Below are 255 nucleotides of genomic sequence, written 5' to 3'. Positions count from 1 at the left end.
TCTGCTTTTGTAGCTGGCGTGATTATTGGCTCTGGAAACGCATCGTTTTCCTTCATTCCTTCTGGCATGGGTACACCACAAAGCATGCGTTTTCCTAATTTATATTCGCGTGCTGCATGTCCAGACATATAACCACGAATTACCATTTCTACTTTAAAAGGTTCGCATAAATGACCTACTGCTACATTAGGGTCTGGTGTTGCTGTTAACCAGTTAGGAACTAAATCCTGAGTAGCTGCCATCATTTTTGTGGCT

The 255-nt window shown here is 42.4% G+C and carries 1 protein-coding gene; it reads right to left on the bottom strand.

Annotation, left to right across the window (positions count from 1 at the left end; all coding sequences use genetic code 11):
- Positions 1-255, bottom strand: a 255-nt coding sequence (locus tag ACH5TX_RS00240; protein ID WP_439337556.1) for a phosphoribosylaminoimidazolesuccinocarboxamide synthase, incomplete at both ends; no start/stop codon positions are given.

The organism is Thalassobellus citreus (genome assembly GCF_044385915.1).
Classification (GTDB): Bacteria; Bacteroidota; Bacteroidia; order Flavobacteriales; family Flavobacteriaceae; genus Thalassobellus; species Thalassobellus citreus.
Note: the sequence above shows the minus strand (reverse complement) of the source record. Positions and strands in the feature narration are given on the sequence as shown.